This is a genomic window from Bradyrhizobium sp. Kon58, assembly GCF_055807455.1.
Map to the genome: position 1 here is coordinate 119275 of NZ_JBVVOT010000008.1, position 24691 is coordinate 143965.

The window sequence follows — 24691 nt, forward strand, 5'->3', positions numbered from 1 at the left end:
ACCTCATCTATCCCACCATCCGGCCCCGTTCACTCCAAAAGCTCGCGCGCAGCACCTTCTTGTCGACCTTGCCGACGCCGGTCATCGGCAGTTGCTTGACGAACTGGATCTGCTTCGGCGCATGGGCCGAGCCTTTTCGCGTCTTCACCAGATTGATCAGTTCATCGGCGTCAGGTTTTGCGCCTTCGCGCAGGACGACGACAGCGGTGACGGCTTCGCCCCATTTCTCGTCGGGGATGCCGACGACCGCGACCATGGCTACGTCCGCATGCTGCGACAGTACGTCCTCGACCTCGCGCGGAAAGATGTTGAAGCCGCCGGAGACGATCATGTCCTTCTTGCGGTCGAGGATGAACATGTAGCCGCGATCGTCCTTGCGAGCGATGTCGCCGGTGTGCACCCAGCCGTTCTTCAGCGTCTCGGCGGTGATGTCCGGCCGCTTCCAGTATTCCGCCATGACGTGTGGAGCGCGGACGCAGATTTCGCCGGCTTCGCCCGTCTTCACTTCCTGGTCGTTGTCGTCGAGGATCTTGACCTCGCACGCCGCCATCGGGAAACCGCATGACAGGAACAGCTCCGGCCTGTTGGGATCGTGATCCGCCTTGCGCAACACCGAGATGGGATAACATTCGGTCTGGCCGTAGAGTTGCGAAAACACTGGCCCGATGCGCTCGATCCCCTCGATCAGCCGGCTCGGTGACATCGCGGAGGCGCCATAGAGCACCAGTTCGAGCGAGGAGAGGTCGGTCCTGCTCAACGCGGGATGATCGAGCAGCACATAAATCATGGTCGGCACGAACAGCGTGAAGTTGATGCGCTCGCGTGCGATCGTCGCCAGCACCGCCTCGGGATCAAAACCCTTCAGCATGTGTACGGTGCCGCCACGCATCAGGGTCGGCAGCACCTTCGTGCCGGCGACATGGCTGATCGGGGCGACGGCGAGATAGCGCGCGCCATCGGGGATCTCGAAATCGGCGAGGATAGCGGCCGCGGCCCCGGCATTTTCGCGGTGGTAGCGCAACGCGCCCTTGGATTTTCCGGTCGTGCCACCGGTGTAATTCAGCGTCGAGAGATCGTCGGGTCCGGCGAGGCAATGCGCGCTGGCATGGCCTTCGCTCTCGATCGCCTGCAAGAGGTCGACGCCATAGTCGGCCGGTCCCATGGTGAAGACCGCCTTGAGCCAGGGCGCCTGCGCGGCGAGCTCGCCGCCGCGATCGCGGAAGGCGGCCGCATCGACCACCAGCATTTCGGCCCCGGAATCCTCGAGCTGGAACAGCTGGTCTCCCCGCGATCCCAAAGGATGCAGCCCGGTGACGCAGAGCCGCGACAATTGCGCGGCGACGCCGGCGCACCAGGTGTCGGCGCGGTTCGCGGTGAGGAAGGCGACGCGCGCGCCGGGCTGCAATCCAAGGCGCATGAACACGCCCTGGATGCGTCCGATCAGGTCGATGGTGCCCTGATAGCTCAGCGATCCGCCGGGCCATGCGAAAGCAGTTCGGCCGGGATAGCGCGACAGTGCCCGCAGCGCCTGCGCGCAAGTCGGTGAGGATGCGTGGAGCGGATCGGACATATGTTTCCTCGCTGCTTTGTCATCGGCTTCTGGCGTGCCAATGTTTGCCGCAACGCTAGCATAGGGAATGCGGGATGGAACGACAAAGCCCGCGCGAGGGGAGGCATGCGTGACGTCGGATCGGCTGCAACGTTTCCACGGGCGTCTCGCCCTGCCACTGATTGCCGCGCCGATGTTTCTGGTGTCGGGCGTCGAGCTCATGGTCGCGGCGTGCCGCAACGGCGTGATCGGCAGCTTCCCCAGCGCGAATTGCCGTAGCACCGAACAACTCGATGAATGGCTCACCGACATCGAAGCGCGGCTGCTGCGGCATGAAGATCAAACCGGCCGCAAGGCCGCGCCGCTGTGCCCAAACCTGATCGTGCACCGCTCCAATGCACGGCTGGAGCAGGATCTCGCCGTGCTGCTGCGCCACAAGCCGGAGCTCGTCATTACCTCCGTTGGATCGCCCGCGCCGGTGTTGAAGCCGCTGCATGAAGCCGGCGCGCTGGTGCTTGCGGATGTTGCCTCGATCCGCCACGCCGAACGCGCGGCGGAAGCAGGTGCCGACGGGCTCGTGCTGCTTACCGCGGGCGCAGGCGGGCAGACTGGCTGGCTCAACCCGTTCGCCTTCGTCCGCGCGGTGCGCGCGTTCTACGATGGCATCATCGTGCTCGCGGGTGGCATCAGCGACGGCCACGCATTGCGCGCTGCCGAAGTGCTCGGCTGCGATCTCGGCTACATGGGCACGAAGTTCATCGCGACGCGCGAGAGCATGGCGGACGAGCGTCACAAGCGCATGCTGGTCGACGGCAGCGCGGACGACATTTTGCTGACCACCGCGTTCACGGGCCTGCAGACCAGCATGCTCAAACCGTCGATCGTCGCGGCCGGTCTCGACCCCGACGATCTGCCGGCGCGCGGCGCGATCGACATCGGCAAGGACATCGACGTCAACGCACGCGAGAGCCGCCCCAAGCGCTGGCGCGATATCTGGAGCGGCGGGCATTCGATATCGGGTGTGACCGAAGTGATGGAGGTCAACGGTCTCGTCGCGCGGACGGTCGCGGAGTATCGGGAGGCGGGTGGCCGCCTTTCCCCGTAAAAATGCGGAGACCGACAGGGCCCGTCGCCCCCCTCACGGTTAATCGAGCGCTCCTTAGAGGCCCCCACTTAACGGCAGATTAACCAACGCCCGGCAAGAATCCCTCTCACGGCCGCCAATCAGGACCGAGAGGGACAGGCGATGGACTTCGATTTTCTGAACGCCAAGACGGCGGCTTCGCTGGACGAGATTCGTGTTCGCGTAGCCCATGCGCTGGCCCGCCATCCGCTGTGCCGCAATGTGCGCTTCGACATCGTCAGCGTCCCGCGCACCCGCCGGGGCGGCAATTGGACGGTGGCGCTGCAATCGGTCGAGCCGCGCGGAGTCTGGGAGGCCTCGGAGATCGTGGCCGACATCCAGGACGCCTACGATCTGGCGATAGCTGCCTGATTTTGTTGAGCTTTCAATGTCATGTCGCCGCAGTCCGCGCGATTGCCGCTGCGATGGCACGGTTAAGCCTTAATTTTCGCCCAGTTTCCGGGCAGTGATCACGTGGACTTGAAGCCGGTTGCGGAGAGACGTTTGTCGAAAGCCATCACCATTGTCGTGCTGACCTGCTTCCTCGTCCTCGGCGCCGCCACCACCGCCATTCTCGGCCGCGACAGCGTGCCCAGCGTCAGCGCCGAGATGATCACGCAGGCGCCGGCACCCAAGCCGCTTGCAACCAATCGGGCCGCCAAGGCCGATCGTCTGGTTCCCACGCTCGCACTGGCCTCGGCCGCGTTCGATCCGGTCCAGGTCCCTGCCGACAAGCTCTCGCAAATGCCGGTGCTGACCGAGCCGCTGCGCCAGGCGTTTGCCGCCGCCACGCCATCCGATTTCCCGATGCCCAAGGCGAGCGTGAACGAGGCTCCGGCCGCTGCAGAGATTCCTGCCGTCGAAGTCCCGGCCAAGCCGAAGGTCGTCGCCAAGCCGCAGCCGCAGAAATCCTATTCGCTGCTGTCCGACGTGCAGATCGCGGGCATCAGGGACCGTCTGAAGTTGTCGTCGTCGCAAGAATATTACTGGCCCTCGGTCGAAACCGCGCTGCGCAATGTTGTCCGCAAGATCTCGGCAAACAAGCTGTCCAATCCGAACGTGCAGGGTGTTCCGATCGATCCCAATTGCGACGAGGTCCAGCAGTTGAAGTCGGCCGCGATGCCGCTGCTGTTCCAGCTGCGTGACGACCAGAAAGAGGAAGTGCGCAAACTCGCCCGCATCATCGGGCTCGAGAAGGTGGCGCAGCAGATCTGACGCGCAAGTTCCTTCCGGAATTGCGGCTATATCGGGAACATCCGGCAATCGACAGGCGTTGCCCGCTCCAAAGAGGGAGTGGACCAATGCGCGCCTCGACAGCCTATTTCGTCGGTGCAGGAACCATCGTCGCAGCCATAGCCATTGGTCTCGGTGGCGGCATTGTCGCCGGCAATATCATGAATCCGGTCTCGCCCAAGCAGGGGCCTGATACCAGCAAGATGGCGCAACGCGCCGACGCCAAGCCCGCCACGACGGACGCGCCATCCGAGCGCTTGCAATATCTCACCGGCTCGCAAGCCTTCGGCGCCATGGTCGCCGCGCCAGCGCAGGCCGAAGCCAAATCCGACGCTAAACCCGAGTCCACGCCTGAAGCAAAATCCGAAGCTGCGAAGCCCGGCACGCAGACCACTCAGGCCAACGCTGAACAGCCGGCGCAACAGCCCTCGCAAGCGGCTGCGGTAGAGCCGCCCAAGCCAGCGCCGGCATCGCCTCCGCAACTCGCGAAACCTGCTGCACAGCAGGCGTCGACAGAGCCGTCATCCCCACCCGACAACGCCTTTGCCAAGGCCAGGGATTCTGACGTCAAGCGGGCCACGTCTGAACGGCGCCGGACGGAGCGCCGTGAGCGCTGGGCCGAGCGACGTCATTACGATTCCCGCGAGCCGCGTGGGATGCGCGACCGGACCGATTGGGACGACGTCGCGCGCAACATCCGCGAAGATGCCGATGCGCGCGAGGTCCCGAGCCGGCCGCGCGGCGGCTTTCCGCAGATCAGGCTATTCGGCGACGACGATTAGGTCCGTCCTCGCCGTCGCGCGCGATCTATGACGGGCGCATCGACGGCTATGGTCTGACGCAACACCGGCGAGATTTGTGCTGTGGACGGCGACCACTCACCCGCCGTGCGACTCCACGACCTTGCGGCAGCCGTCCGAAAGCTTCGACTTGTTCTCGCGCAGGCAGGCATTCATCTGCGGCGGCTTGCCGATGTGTTCGGCGCAGAATTTGCTCGCGTCGCTTCGGCAGGTCATCTGCTCCTGCGGGGTCGGACCGGATTGCGCAGCGGCGGTCTGGGCGGTAGCGGCGAGCAGCAGCACGGCAAGAACCGAAATCTTCATAAAACACCTCCTTGGGAATGTCGTTGGTCCCGCCTGGGATCAAGCGGGCCGGACCATCTCGCGACCGCCGGGCGCAGGTCCATGCCATGTTCATGGCATCGGCCAGCCCGTCCCGCCGCCGTACCCCCATTTTCATGGCATGTATCAGCGCGCCGTCTTTTGTCATTCAGGCTGCACGTCGGCTGCGAGACCCGGTGATTGCATCGGGACGCCGAACGGCAAGCAGGAGAGCAAGATGTCGAAAAGAGCGGGAGCGCTGAGCGCCGGGTTGACGATTTTGGCGCTGGCAGGTTCGGCGATGGTGTCGCTGGGCACGAGCCCGGCGCAAGCGGTGGTCTATTGCAAGACGGTCGGCATACCCAAAGGCTGCGTGGTACGACCGGCGGCAGCGGTGAGGGTAGCGCCGGCCGCCGCGGTCGCCGTGGCGACACCCGGGGTCGGTGCGCCCGGTGTCGGCGTACGCGCGGGCACGCCGATGAATCGCGGTGGTCCGGTCAATCGCGTGGGCGTGCGCTGAGAACAACGAAAGAGTTCGGGCGAAGGAGCCGTGCGGACGAACCCCCCGTCCTCCGCAGGCAAATCATCCGGCCCGTCCCTCTCTCCGCGCGTCCCACACGTTCGGAGAGGGGGCTTTTCAGCCGACGGCGGCATCGCTGTCGGGGAAAATCTGCGGTAATTGCAGCCGCACGCGCGTGCCTGAGGAATCCGAACCGAGATCGAGCATCGCCCCGCAGCGCGCGGCACGGCTCCTCATGTTGCGAAGGCCCCGCGCGGTCTGGCTCGCGTCGGTGGCCCCGCCGCTGCCGACCGGCGCACAACCGTTCGCAAAGCCCTTGCCGTCATCCGCGACCCTGATCACACCGTACGGTCCCTGACCTCCGTCGACCGTCTCGATGGTGACCGCGATGCGGCGGGCCTCTGCGTGCTTGACCGCATTGGTCACGGCCTCGTCGAGGATGCGCACGATCTGGATGACATGCCATGGCCTGAGCTCGGGATGCAGCGGCAGCCCCTGCGGCGTCGCCACGTGCCAGTCCAGTGCGATGTCGTGCGGTCGCAATTGTGCGGCCGCGCGCTCGCGCCAGGAGCCGAGTGCGAGCATCAGGTCCCCGCCGATGTCGTCCATGGAGTCGATGACGAGGCGGAGGTCTTTCAGCGCCGCACGGGCGGCGTCGGTGATGGGTCGCGCCCTCGTGCCCGCGCTCGGACAGTGCCACGATGCTGATGAGCTGGCCGCCGAGGCCGTCATGCAGGTCGCGCATCAGCCGCGTGCGCTCATTGGCAAGCGCGGCGGCCCGTGCACGCTCCTCCTCGCGGGCAAAGCTCGCCTTCAGCCGCTCCTCGGCCTCCCGTACGCGCGTTACGAGCTGGCCGGCAAAGCTGTCGACCTGGTTCAGCGCGCGCGCGAACCGCCAGGTCAAGCCGGCGCCGATCGCGACCAGCATCGCCGAATAGGACAGGCGCGACAGGAAGATGCGCTCGTCGGTCACGATCTCGAACACCGACAGCATGTCGTGGACCCAGCATATCAGCACGATGGTTACCGCGCAGCCGAGCGTGAAGCTTGCCGCGTCCTGCCGCCGCACCACTGCGGCAGCGGTGACGCAGGCCATCAGGAGCAGGCAGAGCCCGACGGTGGGAATCCCCAACAGGAGAAACAGAATGCGCGGCAGCGGCGGGCCGGCGATCAGTCCGACACCGAACACGACGAGCCCCGGCGCGAACAGCAGCATGCCGTAACGCGGCCAGCGCCAGCCGAAGAACAGCACGCCGAAGACGACGACCAGGGCGCTCTCGATCGGTGCGGACGCGAGCAACACTGCGGCGAGCCGGGAGGTGTTGACGGGGGGCACCGGCGGCGGCGCGAAGGCCTGCACCACGCCGAGCACCATCGCCACGGCCAGGACGCCGTAAACCGGCTCGCGGCGGCGCATCAGCCACATGATCGCCAGGATGACGGCGAGGATCGATTGCCAGGCGGAGAACACCACGGGCAACGTGACGAACATCAGCGTGCGTGTCTCGTAGGCCGGGCGCAAGGCCGCATCCGGCCCGACATAGACGGTGTCGAGAAAGCCCTTGAGCGGTCCCCAAACCAACAGCTGCACCGTGATCTCGTTCGCGCCCTCGCGCAGCAGCGAGGACGGGATCGAGCCGATCTGCGGAGTGTTGCGGTCGGGCCGGTTGGCGTTGGCATCGCGTCGGGAATCCAGGATGACGACGCCGTTGATTGCGACCTCCACCGCGTTGCTGAAGCGCGGCAGGAATACCGACCAGCCCGACGCCGCGTCGCCGCGGCGGAACGTGAAGGCGCCGGTGTAGAGCGGCGGGTCGGCCAGGGAATAGCGTGACGACGTGAAATGCGGCAACGTCACGGGACGCGCCACGCCGTCCTCGCGCAGCGAGAATTCGCTCAGCGCAAAGTCGTCGGGATCGCTGGGCTGGAGCAGCCGCAGCCCGAGGACGGTCGCGACCAATATCAGCGCCTGGAGCAGCAGATAGGGCACGAGTCGCGAGACCAGCAACCGGCGTCGCGCGGGTTTGACCGGTGCCTTCGCCGCGATCTCGCTCACAGCTTGATCAGGCCCTGCTGCACCGCTTCGAACACCGCTTCGCTGCGGGTGTGCACTTCGAGCTTGCGATAGATGTTCTTGATGTGGCCGGGCACGGTCTGCCTGGACAGGCCGAGATGGCTCGCGATCTCGGCGTAGCTGAAACCCTTGGCGATGCCCCAGAGGATGTCGATCTCGCGTGGGGTGAGCCTTGCGGTGTTGAGGGCCGGACCCGGCGGAGGCTCGGCCGCATTCTGCGGGGTACCTTGCGTTCTGCGCACGATGAAACGGGCGATCGAGGCCGAGATCGGCGAATGGCCGGCGACCAGATCGCGCACGGTGGTGGCGATATCGTTGGGGAACGCATCCTTCAGGAGATAGCCGGTGGCGCCGACCGTGATCGCGGAGATCACACTCTCTTCGTCGCCGAGCGCCGAGATCACCATGATCTCGGTGTCGGGAAAGCGTTGCCTTGTCTCGCGGATCAGCTCGACGCCGTGGCCGTCGGGCAGCCGCAGATCGGTGAGCAGCACGCGCGGCGCCCGCTCGCCGAGTCCGGCGCGGGCCTCCGCGAGCGTGCCGGCGCTGCGCACCTCGTAGCCGGCCTTGACCAGCGCGTCGTGGAGCCGCCAGCAGGTCGGCGCGTCGTCCTCGACGAGGAGGATGGTGATGGCTTCACCCGTCTCGCCCTGTTCGGTCATGATCATCGTCCTGCACCGCGTGTCCCCCGCGGCGCAGGGCCAAGTTTAGCCGCGGTGCGGGCGCCGCGACACCCATAATCATGGGGGCGCAAGATCTTGGGGGCGCAATGCATCGCTCTGGCGTTCCCGACGCGATGCCTACTGCTTCGTCGCGGCCGGCTTGTCCGGCGGCATAGGCGGGCTCGGCAGTCGCTGCATGACGGTGCGCGCGGTACCGGCATTGTTCTTGAAGAACTGCTGATAGGGCCCCTGGATCACGTCGAGCTTCGCCGGCCGCAGCCATGCCACCGGAGGTCGGCCTGACGCAGACGGCGGCACGGGGGAAGTGAGGTAGGCCACAGACGGGTTGACTTAGGGGAGGAGACCCTCGAAATCTTCCCGGAGCCTGCCTAAGGACTCCTTACGGATTGAAGCCTGCACCATGGTCGGATTGATCCCACCGGCTCCGATGTCCCGCCTGCAGCATCTCGCCGGCCGTGTTGCGCTGGCGGTTGCTATGATGCTGGTCGCGGCGTCGACCGCGCAGGCCGACAAGCGGGTGGCGCTGGTCCTTGGCGTGTCCAACTACCAGAGCGTCGCGCGGCTGGCCAATCCCGACAACGACGCGGCCGCCATCAGCGACGTCTTCAAGCGCATGGGGTTCGACGTCGTCGAGCTGCGCCGGGATCTCGGCGTTATCGAGATGCGGCGGGCGGTGCGCGATTTTGCTGCAGTTGCTGCAGATTCCGATATGGCGGTAGTTTATTACGCCGGTCACGGCATCGAGGTGAACGGCGCGAACTTCCTGATTCCGGCTGACGCCAGGCTGCAGAGCGATTTCGACGTCGAGGACGAGGCGGTCCCGCTGGACCGGATTCTCCAGGCGATAAATCCGGCGAAGCGGCTGCGGCTCGTCATCCTCGATGCCTGCCGCGACAACCCGTTTGCGGAGCGGATGACACGCAGTGTCGCCACGCGTTCGATGAACCGCGGCCTTGCCAAGATCGAGCCCGCGACGGCGGATACGCTGATTGCGTTCGCCGCCAAGGCCGGCGCGGTCGCTGGCGACGGCGACGGTGCGCACAGCCCGTTTGCGACCGCGCTTCTCAATCATTTGGCGACGCCGGGCCTCGATCTTCGCCTGACGCTTGGCCGGGTTCGCGACGAGGTGCTGAAGAGCACGGGGCGGCGGCAGGAGCCCTTCGTCTACGGATCGCTCGGCGGCGACACGGTGGCGCTGGTGCCGCAAATTGCCCCAAAGATCGATCCGGACGCGGAGTCCCAGCGGGACTACGAATTTGCAGCGCAGATCGGCACAAGGGAGGCATGGACGTCGTTTCTCGGCGTTCACGGTAGCGGCCTCTACGCTGCGTCTGCTCATGCGGCCCTCGACAAGCTGAATGCGGCGGAGAAGGCCCGTGAAAACGCGGACTTGCTGAGGCGGCAAGCCGAACAGCAGGCGAGGCAGAAGAACGAGGACGCCAAGAAGCAGATCGAGGAGCAGGCTGCGCGCCAGGCCGAACAGGCCAAGCTTCAGATCTCCGAGCAGGCCCGGCGCGATCTGGAGAAGGAGCGCCAACGCATCGCCGACCAGGCCAAGCGCGAGCTCGACGATGCCCGGCGGCAGGTTGCGGAGGCGCGCCGGCAGGCCGAGGACGCGGCCCTTCAGGTCGAGCAGGCGAAGAAGCAGGCCGCGCTGGACGCGCAGCAGCAGATCGAGGCCGCAAGGCGCGAACAGGAACAGCGCGAGCGGGAGCGACAGGCCACACTCGCCGCGCTAACTCCGCCGGCTGCGCCTGCCCCTGCGCCCGTTGTCGTGCCGGCAATGGATCCCGCGGACATCGCCCGCCTGCTCCAGGCCCATCTGAAGCGCGTCGGCTGCGATCCCGGGACTACCGACGGTGCCTGGACGGCGCCGTCGCAAAAGGCGCTCGACAATTTCAACCGAAACGCCGGCACCAAATTCGACGTCAAGATTGCAAGCCTCGACGTGCTCGATGCGGTGCGCGGCCGGCCCGATCGTGTCTGTCCGCTGGTGTGCGCCAAGGGACAAAAGGCAGAAGGCGATCGTTGCGTCCAGATCGTCTGCGACGGCAATGACGTGCTGGATGCCCAGGGCGTGTGCCGCCGGCGTCCCGATCCGCCGCCGCAGAAGCCAAAGGCGGTGTCGCGCCAGGAGCCGAAGGCGGTATCGCGCCAGGAGCCGAGCCCGCGCGGCCGCGCACGTCCGTCCGGCGGAGCCGATTCATGCAGCGGCAGCTGTGAGGGCGATTGAGACCGGTGCCGAGGGCACGGTGCCTCGGCAGCTCACAGGCTGGGAACGACGTTGACGTTGACTTTCAGATTCAGGAACGTGCGCTTGCCGGCACCGTCCTCGAAGTAGAGACGGCTCTCGAAGCGGTCGCTGCCCGTAAAGCCGGAGTTCGGCCGGTACACAGCCTTTGTCGAGTTGACCAGGCTGTAAGACCCGTTCGCCGGAGCGACGACGACGTCCTGGCCCACGAACGGACCCAGCGACTGGAAATTGAACCCGCAACCGCGATCCTGCGCGACCCGCATCGGGATGACGACATTGCAACCCTGGCAGATGTTGAAATGCGGGCGACGGCAAGCGGTGTTGGCATTCAAACCGTGAGCGTTTTGGTAGCTCTTGTAGCCCGGGCGCATCTTGTCGGCGCCGGCAGTGTCGGAAAGCAGCAACAGGGCGAAGGTTGCGAGCGACAACACAATTGTCATGAAAGGACGGATCATTCTGAACACCCCTTGTCTGGAAACCCCTTGGCGGCCAATGAAGCAAGAGCGATTTATGTCGACATAGAAGCTCAAGCGCCCGGGGGAGGCAAGTATCTGCGGAAGGTTGCAGGACGGCTTCCCAATGCCATGCCCCTTCCACTATCATTTCGGGCAGGGAGTCGCCGGCAGGACGCGGCGCGGCGGCGACCGTCCGCCTGAAGGCCGGGCTGATATGTGATCGATGGCACAGACCTGAGGGCGGACCGCTACCGAAATACTATTCATACAGATTGCAGCCCATCGCCGAAGCGTGGAACGAAGCCCGCATCATGGTCCGATTGAGCCCTTCAGTCCCGACGTTGCGCTCGAGCCGGTTGGCCTGCCGGCTGGCGCTATCGGTCTTGTGGATGCTGGTCGCGGCGTCGACCGCGCAGGCCGACAAGCGGGTGGCGCTGGTCCTTGGCGTGTCCAACTACCAGAGCGTCGCGCGGCTGGCCAATCCCGACAACGACGCGGCCGCCATCAGCGACGTCTTCAAGCGCATGGGGTTCGACGTCGTCGAGCTGCGCCGGGATCTCGGCGTTATCGAGATGCGGCGGGCGGTGCGCGATTTTGCTGCAGTTGCTGCAGATTCCGATATGGCGGTAGTTTATTACGCCGGTCACGGCATCGAGGTGAACGGCGCGAACTTCCTGATTCCGGCTGACGCCAGGCTGCAGAGCGATTTCGACGTCGAGGACGAGGCGGTCCCGCTGGACCGGATTCTCCAGGCGATAAATCCGGCGAAGCGGCTGCGGCTCGTCATCCTCGATGCCTGCCGCGACAACCCGTTTGCGGAGCGGATGACACGCAGTGTCGCCACGCGTTCGATGAACCGCGGCCTTGCCAAGATCGAGCCCGCGACGGCGGATACGCTGATTGCGTTCGCCGCCAAGGCCGGCGCGGTCGCTGGCGACGGCGACGGTGCGCACAGCCCGTTTGCGACCGCGCTTCTCAATCATTTGGCGACGCCGGGCCTCGATCTTCGCCTGACGCTTGGCCGGGTTCGCGACGAGGTGCTGAAGAGCACGGGGCGGCGGCAGGAGCCCTTCGTCTACGGATCGCTCGGCGGCGATACCGTGGCGCTGGTGCCGCCGGTTGCCCCAAAGGTCGATCCGAACGCGGGAGCCCGGCGGGATTATGAGCTTGCAGCGCAGGCCGGCACCAAGCAGGCTTGGCTTTCCTTTCTCGCTGTTCATGCCAGCGGCATCTATGCCAACTTTGCGCATGCGGCGCTCGACAAGCTCGAGGCCGCAGAAAAAATCAGCGAGAACGCCGATGCCGTACAGCGGCAGGCCGAGCAGCAGGTCCGGCAGAAGAGCGACGATTTCAGGAAACAGATCGAGGAGCAGGCGGCGCGCGAGACCGAACGGGCCACGCAGCAGATCTCCGAGCAGGTCCGGCGCGATCTGGAGAAGGAGCGCCAACGCATCGCAGACCAGGCCAAGCGTGAGCTCGACGATGCCCGGCGGCAGGTTGCGGAGGCGCGCCGGCAGGCCGAGGACGCGGCAGTTCAGGTCGAGCAGGCGAAGAAGCAGGCCGCGCTCAATGCGCAGCAGCAGATCGAGGCCGCAAGGCGCGAACAGGAACAGCGCGAGCGCCAGGCTACGCTTGCCGCTCTGACCCCGCCCGCCGCGCCGCCTCCTGCTGTCGCCGTGGTGCCGACCACTGCGCCGGCGATGGATCCTGCGGACGTCGCCCGCCTGCTCCAGGCGCACCTGAAGCGCGTCGGCTGCGATCCCGGTGCGGCCGATGGCGCCTGGACGACCCCGTCGCAAAAGGCGCTCGACAGCTTCAACAGATATGCCGGCACCAAGTTCGATGTGAAGGTTGCAAGCCTCGACGCGCTCGATGCGGTGCGCGCCCGGCCCGATCGCATCTGTCCCCTGGTTTGTGCGAGGGGGCAAAAGGCGGTCGGCGACCGCTGCGTCCAGATCGTCTGTGACAACAATTTCGTGCTGGATACCCAGGGGGTATGCCAGCGGCGTCCTGATACGCCACCCCAGAAACCAAAGCCGGTATCCCGCCACGAACCGAACCCGCGCGCGCCGTCTGCTCCGGCCAGCAACGAAGGCGGCAAATGTTATACCTATGGCGGAAAGCAGTACTGCCAGTGATGCGGTTGCTCGCCCTGGGTTGAGGGCCGGCGAGATCCTCGCGTCCGTCCAGGATGGCCCCTCTACGAAGCCTCTCCCCGCGGCGGCGGATATCGCCGGGCCAGCGCCGACAACGGCAAGTGTCGCTCGCCCTCCGGCAGCTCCAGATAGGCGAGCACGAGCGGCCGTTTCCAGTCACCGACGCCGAAATCCATCGCCATCCATTTCTGCGGTTCGGGGCCTTCGAGGCCCCGGACCCAGACGAAGAAGCGGGGGAGGTCGTCGGCGTCCGTTTCCGTCGCGCGTCTCCTGGCCATCGAAGCTGCTCGCTGCATCAACATACGTTGCCGCACGATATAGGGACTGGCTCTGCGAAGTCGAACCCGTCGAGGAAGGCTCGTGCGGGGAAGCACGCGGCCCTCTCCTGGCGAAGTGTCCCAGGGATGCGGATGTGAGCCGTATGGCGGCCCGCTCTCGTCACTGCCAGAGTTCGCAGGTCGCAACCCGGTTGATGTCCGCGAGCCGCCGGCTGGTGTCGCCCTCGAGGTCGAGGCTTGCGACCAGCGTCAGCAGGCGATGATAGGCGCCGTCAGCGACCTCGACGGGTAGCGGAGCCTCATCGAACGTCTCGACATAGCTGCCGACGAGACCGCTCAACAGACGGCACAGGCCGCGCTGTTCGGGGTCGTCGCGGCCGAGCGTCTCGAGCTTTTGCTGAAAGATCCGGAAGGTGCGCAGGCCGTGGTGCTGTTGCGAAAGCCACGTGTGCAGGTCGTTCATATGAGCTCCTTCGAATTGCGGAAGAAGCTACCGGTTTATACAGGTGGGATGTGACGATTGCTAGGGAGGGGGAGGTACTGGACTCGTTGAACCAGTCCGCCTTCGCCATGGCTTCGGCGGGACAGCCTTCGCTGCTTCGCATGGCTAGGATTTAGCCCGGCTTGCCAAGCCGTAGCTGCGAAGCAGCGAAGGCTGGTGCCCCTGGCCGGAATCGAACCAGCACTCCTTGCGGAACTCGATTTTGAGTCGAGCGCGTCTACCAGTTCCGCCACAGGGGCCCTCGGTCCGCCCTAAGCGGGCGTCGCGAAGCCGGCGGACTATAGCCATGGACCAAGCGGGGTCAACCCGCGCTAAAGTGATCCCGGCCGTTCTCGACAGCCGCATGAGCCGGGGTTACAGCCTTGGAAAGCGACCCATCGAAAAGAGGCTGCCGTGACGACCCAGAGTGCCGCAATACCTGCATTCAAACCGGCGGCCACGAGCCCCGCGCTGGTCGCTTCGCTCGCGGTCACGTTGATTGCAGCCGCGACCATCGCGGGCGCCTGGTTCTTCCAGCTGGTGCTCGGGATCGTGCCCTGTCCGCTCTGCCTGGAGCAGCGCTACGCCTATTACCTCGCGATCCCGCTCGGCCTGCTCATCGCATTCGCGGCGCGGAGCAGTGCGCCGAGGCCGCTGCTGCTCGCGGGCCTCGCGATCCTTGTGCTGGCGAGCCTCGCCAATGCCGGGCTCGGCACCTATCACGCCGGCGTCGAGTGGGCCTTTTGGAAGGGGCCGACTGACTGCTCCGGTCCCGTCGTCAATCTCGGCAGCGCCACCGACCTGTTGTCGCGGCTCGACACCGTGAAGGTGGTCCGCTGCGACGAGGTGCAGTGGCGCTTCCTCGGCCTCTCGCTGGCCGGCTACAATTTGCTGATCTCGCTCCTGATGGCTGCGATCGCCGCGTGGGGATTCGTTGCAACGGCGAAGCGCTGACGCTCAATCATCCACGTCGTCCTGCGTCCGGCCGAACAGGTGCACGATGCCGGGCGTCGCGATCGTCACGAAGACGAAACGCGAGAGATGATGGGCGCCGACGAAAATCGGGTCGATGTGCAGCGTCAGGGCCAGCGCCAGCATGGCGTCCATCGCGCCCGGTGCATAGGCGACCACGACGTCGGAGAATTTCACCTGCGTGGTGAGCGCCACGATGCCGACGAAGATCGCGGAGACGGCGATGGCGACGGCAAACGAGCCCAGCGCCGCGTTGATGTGGCCGGCGAGCGTCTTGATCCGCATTCGCGCGAAGCGGCTGCCGATCAGGGCGCCGATGCCGACCAGCGCCACGCCGCGTACCCAGTCCGGCAGGCCGCCCTCGACCCAGCCTGCGCCATGCAGCACGCTTGAGCCGATCATCGCGCCGAACATCCAGCTCGCCGGAAACCTGATCAGCCGCAGGAGGAGTGCCGCGGCCAGCGAGGCCGCGACCAGCTCGACGAGGTCGAGCGGCGAGGCGATGGTCGTCGTCAGCGACGGCGCGACGGAGGGCGCGACGCCGGCGAACGCCAGCACCATCGGCAGTGCCGCTGTGAGGATGATGACGCGCATGGTCTGCACCACCGCGATGCCCGGCAGGTCGGCGCCGCGTTCGACCGCCAAAATCGTGATCTGCGACAGCGCGCCGGGGCTGCCGGCGAGGAAGGCCGAGGTGCGGTCCCAGCCGTGGATGCGCTGGAGATAATAGCTGGAGCCGAAGGTCGAGCAGAAGGTCGCGAGCGCGAGCAGCCCGATGGTGAGCGGATAGGCACTGACCTGTTGAAGCAGGTGGCGCGAGACGACTGACCCTAACGAAATGCCGAGCAGCACCAGCACGGTCTGGGTCAGGATCGGCGGCAGCGTCAGCTGGCGACCGGCGATCGCGGCGATCCCGACCGCGATCATCGAGCCCGAGATCAATCCCCCGGGAAAACCCGCGAGCAGAAATACGAGCCCCCCGGCGGTGCCGACGACGAGCGTTTCCACCGTGCTCAAGATCTTGGCACGGCTCGGCCATTCGAACGGCAGGGAGGCGGTGATTTGCTTCACACCACCTTATCGCAAATCAGCGAGAGCCGCACAATTGCGGCCACGTCATGCCTCAATGCGCGCGCCTCTCGCCGAAGCCGGCGAAGACCGTGACGGATCTACTTCTTTTCGGCAGCAGGGGCGGCGGTCGCGCCGGCCTTGGCTTCCTTCATGCATTCGCGGCGGAATTTCTTGCGCTCCTTGCCCTTCAATGCCTTGGCATCCGCCTGCTTGGAGCATTCGAGTGACTCGGCCGAGTGCTCCTTCGGTGCCTTCTTGTCCATGGGGGCGGCGGTTGTGGTCTTGGTGTCGGTCTTTGCTGCCGGCGCGGCGGTCTGCGCGAAGGCGGTGCCGGTGGCGAGCAGCGAGGCGAGAGCGACGACGGCGAGGCGGGAGGTGAAGGTCATGGTGCTGCACTCTTCTTGCGGGAATTGCGAAGGGCGCGAAAGTCGACTGGCGTTGCTGAACGCGACATGAATAATTCGAACGTGGAGGATCACTATATTTTGGCGGCAGCAGCCATCGCTTCCTTGTCGCGAGCGGGCGGCACGCTAGGATAGCAATCCTCGGTTCACTTCCCTCGGGGAAGATCAAGGAGGAGACCAAGGATGACCATTCAATCAAAGTTGCTGTGTGCAGTTGCGCTGTCGGGCTTTGCCGCGCTGGTGGCGAGTGCGCCGGCGCAGGCGCTGACCTCGCAGGAGTGCAGCGCGAAATACCAGGCCGCCAAGAAGGACGGCTCGCTCGGCACCACGAAGTGGAATGACTTCCGCAAGGCCCAATGCGGCGCGGATGCGACGTCAGCGGCTGCGCCGACCGCGGCCGCTCCTGCTGCGCCTGCCGCTCCCGCCGAGCCGAAGCAGGCGAAGAAGGAGGCCGCCCCGGCTGCCGCGCCGACGCTGCCGGCCGGCCCCGCGATCTATCCGAATGCGGTCGATCCGAAATACGCCAAGGAGACCCCCGGCAAGGGGCGCCTGCACACCTGCGTCGACCAGTACAACGCCAACAAGACCACCAACGGCAATGGCGGCATGAAGTGGATCGAGAAGGGCGGCGGCTATTACAGCGAATGCAACAAAAAGCTGAAGGGCGCCGCCTGAGGCTTCAAGACGACGCAGAGGCCGGAGCCAAACTCCGGCCTCTTGCTTTAATCCAGTAGCTTCTCGGCCGATTTCGCCACGAGTTGCGATCGCTTGCGCGGGCCGCGCTCGACGAACAGCAGGCTCTGGCCGAAGATGAAGCAGTAGAACAGGAAGGCCTGCGCTTCAGCCGCCTCGGTATCGAGGCCGGTCGCGCGATAGAGTTCAGCGACGTGCTTCAGCCGCGCCGCGTCCACATTCGCCACCGCTGCCGCCGCGCCCTCGTCCGAGCGGGCCCATTGCCGGATCGCAAGCTCGATTGCGATCCCGTCCGGATTGAGCCGCTCCGAATAGAGCTGGATCACTGCCCGCAGCCGTTCACGGGGCTCTTGGCCATCGAGACTCGTCTGCTGCGCGATCGCCGTGGAGCGCCCCGCGCGCCAGCGCTCCAGCATGGCACCGAGCAGCGCGGCACGGTCGGCGAAGCGGCGGTAGAAGCCGCCCTTGGTGACGCCCAAATTCTTGGCGAGCACCTCGACCCGAACCCCCTCGACCCCAGATCGGGCGAGCTCGGTGAACCCTGCCTCGACCCAGACATCGCCTTTGCCGTCACTCATGCAGGAAGCCTCGCCGATTTTTGATACGGTACCGTATTGCTAACGCGGGAGGAGGTTGATACGCTACCGTATCAACAATCAAAGCCAGAAAAGGCCAGGGAGAATTGCGATGGAGCAGGAGGCGACCTATCGCGGCACGGTCTATCCGTGCCAGTGCGATCACGTCGGCCACATGAACATCATGTGGTATGTCGGCAAATTCGACGAGGCCAACTGGAATCTGTTCGCCCGCCTCGGGCTGACGCCGAGCTATCTGCGCGGCTCCGGCCGCGGCATGGCCGCCGTGCAGCAGAACATCACCTACAAGAGCGAGCTGCTCGCCGGCGACATCGTCGAGATCCGCAGCCATCTGCTGGAGATCCGCGACAAATCGATCCGCTTCCGGCACGATATGACCAATGCCGAGACCGGCGAGATCGCCGCGTTCTGCGAGATCACGGGCGTGCACATGGACCGCAGCCAGCGCAAATCGGTGCCGTTCACGGACGCCATCCGCGAGATCGCCTTGAGGCATCTCACCGAGCCGGCCGAGGCCTCAGCCATGGCCGCATACGAACCGAAGAACCCCGGTTATCGCGCGGCTGCCATCGCCATGTTCGACGGCCAGCCGGCGATGCACACGCTCGGCATCGCGATCGTCCGCCTTGCGCCGGGCGAGGCTGAACTCGCCATGCTGCATTCGCCGGCCCTCACACAGCAGAACGGCTTTGTCCACGCCGGCATCATTACCGCAGGACTCGACAATGCCTGTGGTGTCGCCGCCTTCACCCTGATGCCGCGCGAGGCCGATATCCTCACCGTCGAGTTCAAGACCACGCTGCTCGCGCCGGCACGGGGCGAGCGTTTCGTCTTCAAGGCCGAGGTGGTCAAGCCCGGCCGCACGTTGACCTTTTGCGAGGCCAAGGCGTTTGCCGAGCACGACGGCAAGGTCACGTTGATCGCCACGATGACCGGGACGCTGATGACAATGCTGCCGCGCGTTGCGGCTGCGCAAGCGCCGACCCCGATACCCGCATAGCGTGGCCATGACATCGGCGCCGCGACACTCTATATGAGCTGTAACAATTCCCAGTCTCGAACCGTATCGACGGAGATGGGACCGAAATGGAACGAGATATGGCTGAATTCAGGAATAGAGCCCTTGTGCCGACGCGGCGCGCGGCGCTGACGCTGATTGGAGCGGGCGCCCTTGTCGCGGGTGGGATCACCGCGGCGCGCGCGGCGACCGACGAAGACGAGGTGCTGACCGAAGCCAAGGTGCTGCGCGACCCGGATGTTCCTGTCGCCGGTAATCCCGACGGGAATATCAGCATTATCGAATGGTCCGACTACAACTGCCCCTATTGCCGCAAGCTCGAGCCCGAGTTGCGTCAGGTCATCCAGGACGACGGCAAGGTCAGGCTGGTGATGAAGGACTGGCCGATCCTCGGGCCGGTCTCGGTCACCGCGGCGCGGGCGGCGCTCGCGGCGAAATTCCAGGACAAATACCACCAGGCCCATGACGCCATGATGGGCGTCAGCTCGCGATTGACCGAGCCGCGCATTAACGAGTTGCTCGCGGCGGCCGGCGTCGACATGGATCGGTTGAAGCGCGATCTCGGAGACCACGCCAAGGACATCGACGCCGTGCTCAAGCGCAACAACGAGCAGGCCGAAGCCTTCGGCTTCCGCGGCACCCCCTCCTTCATCGTCGGCAAGTACCGCGTGCCGGGCGTGCTCAGCATGAACGAGTTCGAGCAGGTCATCGCCGACGCCCGCAAGGCCAAGATGAACTGAGCCGAGCGATATTCACCGCGCAATACGAAGGCGCCGCCGCGGACCCGCGACGGCGCCTCATTCATTCATGATACCACGTCGTTACTTCGAGGAGATGCGGACCCAGTCCTTGTGCGCGCGATCGCGTAGCGCGTCCCAATCGGCTTTGGCGACATCCCAGTTCACGATGGTGCGATTGGTGGTCGCGACCTCGCCATTGGCGACCGACGACGTCTGCATGGAGTCGTATACATAAACGCCGCAGCCGAGTAGCAGCGCGCCCAAAATCATTCCAAGAAACATCCGCATCGCGAAACCTCCAATGACGGGCGATAACGTCGACCCGGATGGATTGTTCCGCGACAGTGCGGCGCAGGTAAGGAGAGGTTGTTCATTCTCCATTCAGCCACTGCATCAGCTCCGCGTTGATCTCGCGCGGATAGGTGTGGCTGAGGTCGTCGATCTCGCGATAGGTGACATTCGCGCCGGCGGCGGCGAGGGCTGCCTGCGTCTGCCGCGCGGTCTGCACCGGAAACATCCAGTCGAGCTTGCCGTGCGTGATGAAGATCGGCAGGCCCTGCAGGCGCGTGGCGTCGGCCATCTCCGCCATCAGCGGATGGAAGGTCGCCGAGACCGGCGCGAGATGCGTGAAGGGCGAGGCGCCGTCAAGCCCGGTGACGTAGCAGAAGGTGCCGCCGTCGCTCATGCCAGTGAGCAGCATGCGCGAGGCGTCGATGGTCCAGCGGCTGCGCACGGTTTCGAGAATGCGGATGAGGTTGGGCGTGTCGGAATCGTCACCCATCAGCGCCCAGGTCGGGCCGGTCGCGGTCGGCGCCACCAGTATCGCACCAAGGCTGCGGGCGTCGCGCAGCCAGCTCCACAGAAAACCGCGGCCGTTGCCGCTGCCGCCATGCAGCGCCATCACCAGCGGCATGGCGCGATCGGGCGTATAATATTCGGGCACGTAGACCGAAAAGCCGCCGCGGCTGCCGGGCTCGTTGTGATCGTGGATGATGCCGGTGTGCGCCTCCGCGCCGGCTTCGAGCCGCGACAACAGGTCGGCATTCTCGCGCATGGCGGCGTTGAGGAAGAAGCTGCTCACCGGCGGAAACTGCACCGCCAGTGGATAGAGTGCCTCCTGCGCGCGCGGCAGATGGCGCAGCGCGCGGAAGACCGCGACGAGGTCGCCATTGCCGCGCTCGACCTCGCGCAGGCTGGCAAAGGCGGCGAGCGTTTCGTCGCAGGCACGATCGAGCCGCTGGCGCAGCCCGAGGAAGTGTTCCGGCCATTCCCCGATTGCCCCGCGTGCCGTTTGCAGCGCCTCGTCGGGAGCGCCGATCGCGTTCATCACCGAGGCGAAGGCCGGCGGGTGCAGGTTGCGCTGAAAGAAGCCGAGCGCTTCCAGCGCATTGAGCAGCGGCGGCAGCACGGCCAGGATGTCGTCAACGACGGCCTCGCTCATCGTCGTTTCCCTGCGTCAGTTCGCCTTGTCAGTGCAGCTTCGGCGCCTTCAAGAGCTTGAAGCGATCGGTCGAGGTCACCGTGACGTCGAAGGTGACGCCTTCATGATGTACCGTCAGCGGCACGTCGACGCCGGCGGCGCCGAGGCCCCACAGCTTCTTGTAGAAGCCGGTCTGACTTGTGACCCTCTCGCCGTCGACCGCGAGGATGACGTCGCCGGTCTTGAGCTCGGCGCGGGCGGCGGGACCATTGGCGGAGATTCCGATCACCACCACGCGGTTGTCGATCTCGGTCGAAAAGAGTCCAAGCCATGGCCGTGCCGGCTTGTTGACGCGACCGAACCTGCGCAGATCGTCGAGGATCGGCTTCAACAGGTCGATCGGCACGATCATGTTGACGTGCTCGGCCTTGCCGTCGCGCTCGCGTTCGAGCTGGAGCGAGCCGATGCCGATCAGCTCGCCGCACTCGTTGAGGAGCGCCGTGCCGCCCCAATTCGGGTGCGCGGGATGGCTGAAGATGGCCTCGTCCAACAGATATTCCCAGTAGCCGGCGAATTCCTGCTTGGCCACGATCTGGCTCGCGACCGAGCGCGTGCGTCCGCCAGCGCCGCCGACCACGACGCGGTCGCCGAGCCGGGTCTCGGCCGAGATACCGAGCGGCAAGGGGGCGACGTCGAGCTGGCCGAGCGCCTGCACCAGGCCAAAGCCGGTGACGGCGTCGAAGCCGAGCACATGTCCCTCCACCACGCGCCCGTCTCCGACATGCAGCCACACGGACTCTGCCTCGGTGATGAGATAACCGATGGTGAGCACCAGCCCATCGTCGATCACGACGCCGTTGCCGGCGCGTTCGGTCCCGAGCGTCTCGGCGCTGAAGGCGTCCGGCGGGATGATGGCATGCAGGCCGACGACGGAGGCGAGCGCGCGGTCGAGATCGAAACCGTAATCGCTCGCACGCGGTTGATTGGCCGGCGGCACTCTCCATTCGGTCAGGGCGGGCATCGAGTTCTCCTGGCTGAGAGCATCGCTCCGCTGTGGCTAGCGGAACGACGCACGAAGCAGAATTAATCTAAGCTGCGAATGATCGATTTTAAAGACTTGTCGCGACCATTTGCAGGAGATTGAGCACGATCCTCGCAAGTCCAGGCAGGAACGCCCCTTGGATCGGTCTATTCCCCAGTCGTTTCGATGGCCGGCGAGCTGCCGGGTGCGGAAGGCTATTGTCGGCCTTGTTTTGCAGACGTATCGTTCTGCGAGCCGCGGAAGAAACCATGAGCGACGACAAGAATTTCGATAGATCCACTCTGGAGTATGCGCTGGCTGAACTCGGCCGGAGGGCTTTTGCGGCCGGCCGCACCGTTGAAATCGTGATCTACGGTGGATCGGCCCTCCTGCTGACCTTGAACCGGCAGATCAACACCGGAGACGTCGATGCGGTATTTGAAGGAAACGGGGGGTTCATTAAGAAGCTGGCAGCCGAGATGGCCGAGGAGCTCGGGTGGGACGAAAACTGGTTGAACGATGGTGTGAAGGGGTGGCTGAGCAAGAGGGACGCTGATCCGGATGTGAAGGCTTTGTTTAAGACGTATCCAACTGAGGACGAGCCCGGCCTCCGGGTCTATACGGCAAGACCGGAATACCCGTTCGCCATGAAATGCCGCGCCATGCGTGTCGGTGGCGTCGAATCGAACTCAGACATCGACGATATCAAGCTCCTCGCCCGCGCCATCGGTATCAAGAACAGCCAGGACGCGTTGACGCTGGTCGAAAAATTTTATCCACAAAACATGCTTCAACCCAAAACACGGTTGGGTCTTGAGGAGATTTTTTCAAATCTCGAAGTTGGCCCCGACAATGATCAAACGCCCTCTTTGCCGAGTCAGCCATGAGCCTGTTCGACAAGAAGCCCGCAACGCTGAATGAGGTGGTTCGCCGCGCAAAAGCTGGCGAGCAGAAGTTTGACCCGTCGCTCCGCGAATTTCTCGATTGGTTTTACACGAACCCGCACGCGCGCCGGCAGGCGATCGAGGAACGGCCCGCTTCGATCGATGCCGTGCACGACGCCTATGCGGCTGCAGTGGCGGAGCACCTTGCGCGCGTTTACGGATTACAAATACCGGAATGGACCGAGGTTCACGGCAACGGGCTTCGCGAACCATTCTTCGCAGGGGGTCTGCAGTCTCTGAAGGGAGTACTGGTTGCCGAGAGCCCGACGGCCTTTCGGCGACGCCTCCTGTTCGTGAGCAAAGACGCGCTGTCGAGGCCGAGAATGTAGTCTCGCCGCGGCTTCGCGAGGCCAATCGCCTTGAGCCGTGCTATGAGACCCTGCCGGGGCCGCATGGCTGGTGTCCCCGCCGCTGCTAGGCGGACCATGCCGAAGCTGCTAACCATTGCCGCTTCGTTTGACCTAGGGATCACGGACCGAAGCATGGACAACCGCAGCGACATCTGGCGTGGCATCGACACGATCAAGGCACGTTTCATCGACCTCAGCGACAAGGTCTGGGGCATGCCCGAAGTCTGCTACACCGAGGCGCGGTCCGCCGCCGAGCATCTTGCCGAGTTGCGTCATCAGGGCTTTCGCATCACCGAGCAGGTCGCGGGCATTCCGACCGCGGTGATGGGCGAATGGGGCGAGGGCGGGCCGGTCATTGCCTTCATGGGGGAATATGACGCGCTGCCGGGCCTCAGCCAGGAGGCGGGCGTCGCGGAGCATCGTCCGGTCGAGACCGGCGGCCACGGCCATGGCTGCGGTCACAATCTGCTCGGCTCGGCGGCGCTGCTGGCCGCGACCGCGGTGAAGGACTGGCTTGCCGAGAACAAGGTGCCCGGCCGCGTGCGTTATTACGGCTGCCCGGCGGAAGAAGGCGGCGCGGCAAAAGCCTTCATGGTGCGCTCCGGCGCATTTGAAGACGCCGACATCGCCATCACCTGGCACCCGAGCAGCTTCTGGGAGGTGGCGGTGACGCCGTCACTCGCCAACACCCGCGCCGATTTCATCTTCACCGGCCGCACCTCGCATGCGGCGGCCTCGCCGCATCTCGGCCGCTCCGCGCTCGACGCGGTGGAACTGATGAATGTCGGCGTGAACTATATGCGCGAGCACATGCCGAGCGATGCGCGCGTCCACTACGCGGTGCTCGATACCGGTGGCATCGCGCCGAACGTGGTGCAGGCCCACGCGCGTGTGCGCTATTCGATCCGCGCCCGCGACCTGCCCGGCATGAACGAGCTGGTCGGGCGCGTGAACAAGATCGCGCAGGGTGCAGCCTTGATGACCGAGACCAAGATGGAGATGAAGATCGTTTCCGCGGTCTCCAACATCCTGCCCAATGCTCCCTTGGAGCAAGCGCTGCACCGGGTCATGGAAGAGCTCGGCCCGCCGCATTTCGACGACGCCGACAAGAACTTCGCGAGCCAAATCCGCGCAACGCTGAGCGACAAGGACATCGCCGCGGTCTATTATGCGATTGGCATGGAGCCGACCGAGCGGCCGCTGGCCGACTTCCTGGTGCCGCTCGATGCCAAGCGTAACCCGCAGGTTGGCTCGACCGACGTCGGCGACGTGAGCTGGGTGGTGCCGACCGTGCAGGTCCACGCACCCACAGTTGCAATCGGCACACCCTTCCACACTTGGCAGGTGGTCGCGCAGGGCAAGAGCGCGCACGCGCACAAAGCCATGGTGCAGGCCGCCAAGGCGATGGCCGGCATCGGCATCAAGGCGCTGACGGATCCGGAGCTGATCAAGGCTGCCAAGGCTGACCTTAAGAAGCGGACGGCCAAGACGCCTTACGTCTGTCCGCTGCCAGACCACGTCGCGCCGCCGCTCGACATGTCCGTGGCGTAGAATTT

27 protein-coding genes, 1 tRNA gene and 2 pseudogenes are annotated in these 24691 nt (G+C 65.3%); 15 read left to right on the top strand and 15 right to left on the bottom strand.

Annotated features, from left to right (window positions below):
- Nucleotides 1-7 precede the first annotated feature (7 nt).
- A complete protein-coding gene (locus tag AC0L20_RS16485) occupies nt 8-1570 on the bottom strand; it encodes an AMP-binding protein (protein ID WP_473289736.1) in 1563 nt (520 codons plus the stop codon).
- Between the two features lie 109 nt (nt 1571-1679).
- Here AC0L20_RS16485 and AC0L20_RS16490 point away from each other — a divergent pair, with 109 nt between their 5' ends.
- From AC0L20_RS16490 to AC0L20_RS16505, 4 genes are all read left to right on the top strand, one after another.
- On the top strand, nt 1680-2654 hold the full coding sequence (locus AC0L20_RS16490) for an NAD(P)H-dependent flavin oxidoreductase (RefSeq protein WP_473289738.1): 975 nt from the start codon (nt 1680-1682) through the stop codon (nt 2652-2654).
- A gap of 141 nt (nt 2655-2795) precedes the next feature.
- A complete protein-coding gene (locus AC0L20_RS16495) occupies nt 2796-3044 on the top strand; it encodes a hypothetical protein (RefSeq protein WP_027514201.1) in 249 nt (82 codons plus the stop codon).
- 132 nt (nt 3045-3176) lie between these two features.
- Complete coding sequence (locus AC0L20_RS16500; protein ID WP_027514200.1) at nt 3177-3887, top strand: hypothetical protein; 711 nt, start codon at nt 3177-3179, stop codon at nt 3885-3887.
- Nucleotides 3888-3973: 86 nt separating this feature from the next.
- Nucleotides 3974-4687 carry a hypothetical protein gene (locus tag AC0L20_RS16505; protein WP_247285760.1) on the top strand — a complete coding sequence of 238 codons (714 nt, stop codon included), beginning with the start codon at nt 3974-3976 and terminating at the stop codon, nt 4685-4687.
- Between the two features lie 96 nt (nt 4688-4783).
- Here the strand turns inward: AC0L20_RS16505 and AC0L20_RS16510 are convergent, their stop codons facing one another.
- The gene (locus tag AC0L20_RS16510; RefSeq protein WP_007597470.1) at nt 4784-5008 is read right to left on the bottom strand and encodes a cysteine rich repeat-containing protein; all 225 of its coding nucleotides are present in this window, start codon (nt 5006-5008) and stop codon (nt 4784-4786) included.
- A 235-nt stretch (nt 5009-5243) separates the two neighbouring features.
- Between AC0L20_RS16510 and AC0L20_RS16515 the strand changes: the two genes are divergently transcribed.
- Nucleotides 5244-5525 (top strand): hypothetical protein, encoded by a 282-nt coding sequence (locus tag AC0L20_RS16515; protein WP_027565657.1) that lies wholly within the window; start codon nt 5244-5246, stop codon nt 5523-5525.
- 117 nt (nt 5526-5642) lie between these two features.
- Here AC0L20_RS16515 and AC0L20_RS16520 read toward each other — a convergent pair.
- The 3 genes and pseudogenes from AC0L20_RS16520 to AC0L20_RS16530 form a co-directional block, all read right to left on the bottom strand.
- Nucleotides 5643-7581, bottom strand: a pseudogene (locus tag AC0L20_RS16520) (sensor histidine kinase).
- Nucleotides 7578-8261, bottom strand: a complete 684-nt coding sequence (locus AC0L20_RS16525; protein WP_473289741.1) for a response regulator — start codon at nt 8259-8261, stop codon at nt 7578-7580. Before AC0L20_RS16525 ends, AC0L20_RS16520 begins: the two are co-directional and overlap by 4 nt.
- A gap of 138 nt (nt 8262-8399) precedes the next feature.
- Nucleotides 8400-8549, bottom strand: coding sequence for a hypothetical protein (locus AC0L20_RS16530; protein ID WP_473289743.1), 150 nt, complete (start codon nt 8547-8549; stop codon nt 8400-8402).
- A gap of 133 nt (nt 8550-8682) precedes the next feature.
- Between AC0L20_RS16530 and AC0L20_RS16535 the strand changes: the two genes are divergently transcribed.
- On the top strand, nt 8683-10515 hold the full coding sequence (locus AC0L20_RS16535; RefSeq protein WP_473289746.1) for a caspase family protein: 1833 nt from the start codon (nt 8683-8685) through the stop codon (nt 10513-10515).
- A 32-nt stretch (nt 10516-10547) separates the two neighbouring features.
- On the opposite strand, the gene AC0L20_RS16540 is transcribed toward AC0L20_RS16535, so the two are convergent.
- A complete protein-coding gene (locus AC0L20_RS16540; RefSeq protein WP_473289748.1) occupies nt 10548-10976 on the bottom strand; it encodes an Ig-like domain-containing protein in 429 nt (142 codons plus the stop codon).
- Between the two features lie 326 nt (nt 10977-11302).
- Between AC0L20_RS16540 and AC0L20_RS16545 the strand changes: the two genes are divergently transcribed.
- The gene (locus AC0L20_RS16545; protein ID WP_473289749.1) at nt 11303-13129 is read left to right on the top strand and encodes a caspase family protein; all 1827 of its coding nucleotides are present in this window, start codon (nt 11303-11305) and stop codon (nt 13127-13129) included.
- Between the two features lie 62 nt (nt 13130-13191).
- Here AC0L20_RS16545 and AC0L20_RS16550 read toward each other — a convergent pair whose 3' ends face one another.
- From AC0L20_RS16550 to AC0L20_RS16560, 3 genes are all read right to left on the bottom strand, one after another.
- Nucleotides 13192-13425: a hypothetical protein gene (locus AC0L20_RS16550; RefSeq protein WP_247817356.1), complete on the bottom strand. Its 234-nt coding sequence runs from the start codon at nt 13423-13425 to the stop codon at nt 13192-13194.
- Nucleotides 13426-13585: 160 nt separating this feature from the next.
- The gene (locus AC0L20_RS16555) at nt 13586-13888 is read right to left on the bottom strand and encodes a hypothetical protein (RefSeq protein ID WP_473289751.1); all 303 of its coding nucleotides are present in this window, start codon (nt 13886-13888) and stop codon (nt 13586-13588) included.
- A gap of 193 nt (nt 13889-14081) precedes the next feature.
- Nucleotides 14082-14166 (bottom strand) — tRNA-Leu (locus tag AC0L20_RS16560).
- A 154-nt stretch (nt 14167-14320) separates the two neighbouring features.
- Here AC0L20_RS16560 and AC0L20_RS16565 point away from each other — a divergent pair.
- A complete protein-coding gene (locus tag AC0L20_RS16565; protein ID WP_473289752.1) occupies nt 14321-14860 on the top strand; it encodes a disulfide bond formation protein B in 540 nt (179 codons plus the stop codon).
- Between the two features lie 3 nt (nt 14861-14863).
- Here AC0L20_RS16565 and AC0L20_RS16570 read toward each other — a convergent pair whose 3' ends face one another.
- The gene (locus AC0L20_RS16570; protein WP_473289753.1) at nt 14864-15949 is read right to left on the bottom strand and encodes an AbrB family transcriptional regulator; all 1086 of its coding nucleotides are present in this window, start codon (nt 15947-15949) and stop codon (nt 14864-14866) included.
- Nucleotides 15950-16047: 98 nt separating this feature from the next.
- Nucleotides 16048-16335: a PsiF family protein gene (locus AC0L20_RS16575; protein WP_473289755.1), complete on the bottom strand. Its 288-nt coding sequence runs from the start codon at nt 16333-16335 to the stop codon at nt 16048-16050.
- A 201-nt stretch (nt 16336-16536) separates the two neighbouring features.
- Here AC0L20_RS16575 and AC0L20_RS16580 point away from each other — a divergent pair, with 201 nt between their 5' ends.
- Nucleotides 16537-17028, top strand: coding sequence for a hypothetical protein (locus tag AC0L20_RS16580; RefSeq protein ID WP_473289756.1), 492 nt, complete (start codon nt 16537-16539; stop codon nt 17026-17028).
- A 47-nt stretch (nt 17029-17075) separates the two neighbouring features.
- Here the strand turns inward: AC0L20_RS16580 and AC0L20_RS16585 are convergent, their stop codons facing one another.
- Complete coding sequence (locus tag AC0L20_RS16585; protein WP_473289758.1) at nt 17076-17624, bottom strand: TetR/AcrR family transcriptional regulator; 549 nt, start codon at nt 17622-17624, stop codon at nt 17076-17078.
- Between the two features lie 109 nt (nt 17625-17733).
- Between AC0L20_RS16585 and AC0L20_RS16590 the strand changes: the two are divergent.
- The 3 genes and pseudogenes from AC0L20_RS16590 to AC0L20_RS16600 form a co-directional block, all read left to right on the top strand.
- A pseudogene (locus AC0L20_RS16590) lies at nt 17734-18159 on the top strand (acyl-CoA thioesterase); the annotation flags it as partial.
- A gap of 6 nt (nt 18160-18165) precedes the next feature.
- Nucleotides 18166-18642 (top strand): PaaI family thioesterase, encoded by a 477-nt coding sequence (locus tag AC0L20_RS16595; RefSeq protein ID WP_473289995.1) that lies wholly within the window; start codon nt 18166-18168, stop codon nt 18640-18642.
- A gap of 98 nt (nt 18643-18740) precedes the next feature.
- Nucleotides 18741-19400, top strand: coding sequence for a DsbA family protein (locus AC0L20_RS16600; protein ID WP_473289760.1), 660 nt, complete (start codon nt 18741-18743; stop codon nt 19398-19400).
- Nucleotides 19401-19481: 81 nt separating this feature from the next.
- Here the strand turns inward: AC0L20_RS16600 and AC0L20_RS16605 are convergent, their stop codons facing one another.
- The 3 genes from AC0L20_RS16605 to AC0L20_RS16615 all read right to left on the bottom strand — a co-directional run bounded on the left by AC0L20_RS16605 (nt 19482) and on the right by AC0L20_RS16615 (nt 21841).
- The gene (locus AC0L20_RS16605) at nt 19482-19688 is read right to left on the bottom strand and encodes a hypothetical protein (protein ID WP_027514183.1); all 207 of its coding nucleotides are present in this window, start codon (nt 19686-19688) and stop codon (nt 19482-19484) included.
- Between the two features lie 82 nt (nt 19689-19770).
- A complete protein-coding gene (locus tag AC0L20_RS16610) occupies nt 19771-20841 on the bottom strand; it encodes a phospholipase (protein WP_473289762.1) in 1071 nt (356 codons plus the stop codon).
- Nucleotides 20842-20869: 28 nt separating this feature from the next.
- Nucleotides 20870-21841 carry a S1C family serine protease gene (locus AC0L20_RS16615; protein ID WP_473289763.1) on the bottom strand — a complete coding sequence of 324 codons (972 nt, stop codon included), beginning with the start codon at nt 21839-21841 and terminating at the stop codon, nt 20870-20872.
- Nucleotides 21842-22110: 269 nt separating this feature from the next.
- On the opposite strand from AC0L20_RS16615, the gene AC0L20_RS16620 reads away from it, so the two are divergent.
- The 3 genes from AC0L20_RS16620 to AC0L20_RS16630 all read left to right on the top strand — a co-directional run bounded on the left by AC0L20_RS16620 (nt 22111) and on the right by AC0L20_RS16630 (nt 24686).
- Nucleotides 22111-22728, top strand: coding sequence for a hypothetical protein (locus AC0L20_RS16620; RefSeq protein WP_473289765.1), 618 nt, complete (start codon nt 22111-22113; stop codon nt 22726-22728).
- Nucleotides 22725-23114 carry a hypothetical protein gene (locus AC0L20_RS16625; protein ID WP_473289767.1) on the top strand — a complete coding sequence of 130 codons (390 nt, stop codon included), beginning with the start codon at nt 22725-22727 and terminating at the stop codon, nt 23112-23114. The genes AC0L20_RS16620 and AC0L20_RS16625 overlap by 4 nt, the downstream gene beginning before the upstream one ends.
- Nucleotides 23115-23267: 153 nt before the next feature.
- Nucleotides 23268-24686, top strand: coding sequence for a M20 family metallopeptidase (locus AC0L20_RS16630; protein WP_473289769.1), 1419 nt, complete (start codon nt 23268-23270; stop codon nt 24684-24686).
- The last annotated feature ends 5 nt before the right edge of the window (nt 24687-24691 follow it).

Excerpts from the sequence above, each read along its gene's own strand:
- AC0L20_RS16485 (WP_473289736.1), bottom strand. The coding sequence starts at position 1,570 with ATGTCCGATCCGCTCCACGCATCCTCACCGACTTGCGCGCAGGCGCTG.
- AC0L20_RS16495 (WP_027514201.1), top strand. The coding sequence starts at position 2,796 with ATGGACTTCGATTTTCTGAACGCCAAGACGGCGGCTTCGCTGGACGAG.
- AC0L20_RS16505 (WP_247285760.1), top strand. The coding sequence starts at position 3,974 with ATGCGCGCCTCGACAGCCTATTTCGTCGGTGCAGGAACCATCGTCGCA.
- AC0L20_RS16510 (WP_007597470.1), bottom strand. The coding sequence starts at position 5,008 with ATGAAGATTTCGGTTCTTGCCGTGCTGCTGCTCGCCGCTACCGCCCAG.
- AC0L20_RS16515 (WP_027565657.1), top strand. The coding sequence starts at position 5,244 with ATGTCGAAAAGAGCGGGAGCGCTGAGCGCCGGGTTGACGATTTTGGCG.
- AC0L20_RS16525 (WP_473289741.1), bottom strand. The coding sequence starts at position 8,261 with ATGACCGAACAGGGCGAGACGGGTGAAGCCATCACCATCCTCCTCGTC.
- AC0L20_RS16535 (WP_473289746.1), top strand. The coding sequence starts at position 8,683 with ATGGTCGGATTGATCCCACCGGCTCCGATGTCCCGCCTGCAGCATCTC.
- AC0L20_RS16540 (WP_473289748.1), bottom strand. The coding sequence starts at position 10,976 with ATGACAATTGTGTTGTCGCTCGCAACCTTCGCCCTGTTGCTGCTTTCC.
- AC0L20_RS16545 (WP_473289749.1), top strand. The coding sequence starts at position 11,303 with ATGGTCCGATTGAGCCCTTCAGTCCCGACGTTGCGCTCGAGCCGGTTG.
- AC0L20_RS16550 (WP_247817356.1), bottom strand. The coding sequence starts at position 13,425 with ATGGCCAGGAGACGCGCGACGGAAACGGACGCCGACGACCTCCCCCGC.
- AC0L20_RS16555 (WP_473289751.1), bottom strand. The coding sequence starts at position 13,888 with ATGAACGACCTGCACACGTGGCTTTCGCAACAGCACCACGGCCTGCGC.
- AC0L20_RS16575 (WP_473289755.1), bottom strand. The coding sequence starts at position 16,335 with ATGACCTTCACCTCCCGCCTCGCCGTCGTCGCTCTCGCCTCGCTGCTC.
- AC0L20_RS16580 (WP_473289756.1), top strand. The coding sequence starts at position 16,537 with ATGACCATTCAATCAAAGTTGCTGTGTGCAGTTGCGCTGTCGGGCTTT.
- AC0L20_RS16585 (WP_473289758.1), bottom strand. The coding sequence starts at position 17,624 with ATGAGTGACGGCAAAGGCGATGTCTGGGTCGAGGCAGGGTTCACCGAG.
- AC0L20_RS16595 (WP_473289995.1), top strand. The coding sequence starts at position 18,166 with ATGGCCGCATACGAACCGAAGAACCCCGGTTATCGCGCGGCTGCCATC.
- AC0L20_RS16600 (WP_473289760.1), top strand. The coding sequence starts at position 18,741 with ATGGCTGAATTCAGGAATAGAGCCCTTGTGCCGACGCGGCGCGCGGCG.
- AC0L20_RS16605 (WP_027514183.1), bottom strand. The coding sequence starts at position 19,688 with ATGCGGATGTTTCTTGGAATGATTTTGGGCGCGCTGCTACTCGGCTGC.
- AC0L20_RS16610 (WP_473289762.1), bottom strand. The coding sequence starts at position 20,841 with ATGAGCGAGGCCGTCGTTGACGACATCCTGGCCGTGCTGCCGCCGCTG.
- AC0L20_RS16615 (WP_473289763.1), bottom strand. The coding sequence starts at position 21,841 with ATGCCCGCCCTGACCGAATGGAGAGTGCCGCCGGCCAATCAACCGCGT.
- AC0L20_RS16620 (WP_473289765.1), top strand. The coding sequence starts at position 22,111 with ATGAGCGACGACAAGAATTTCGATAGATCCACTCTGGAGTATGCGCTG.
- AC0L20_RS16625 (WP_473289767.1), top strand. The coding sequence starts at position 22,725 with ATGAGCCTGTTCGACAAGAAGCCCGCAACGCTGAATGAGGTGGTTCGC.
- AC0L20_RS16630 (WP_473289769.1), top strand. The coding sequence starts at position 23,268 with ATGGACAACCGCAGCGACATCTGGCGTGGCATCGACACGATCAAGGCA.